Raw genomic sequence first — 202 nt, forward strand, 5'->3', positions numbered from 1 at the left:
GGACAAGGACGACCTGATCGCCGCCGTCATCGAACGCAGCTTCGAAACCTGGCTGACGGCCGTCGAACTCCCCGGCGAGGAGACCGGCACGCCGCTGGAGCGAGTCACGACCATGGCGGCGAACGTGGCGAAGTCCCTGATCGACGCACCCGACTTCCTGCGCCTCGGCCTCATGCTCGCCCTCGAACGCCGCCCCACCGAA

The 202-nt window shown here is 68.3% G+C and carries 1 pseudogene; it reads left to right on the forward strand.

The window, feature by feature from the left end:
• Positions 1-202, forward strand: a pseudogene (locus IG08_RS0153795) (TetR/AcrR family transcriptional regulator); the annotation flags it as partial.

Origin of the sequence: Streptomyces fulvoviolaceus, from assembly GCF_000718165.1 — a bacterium.
In the GTDB taxonomy this organism is placed as follows: Bacteria; Actinomycetota; Actinomycetes; order Streptomycetales; family Streptomycetaceae; genus Streptomyces; species Streptomyces fulvoviolaceus.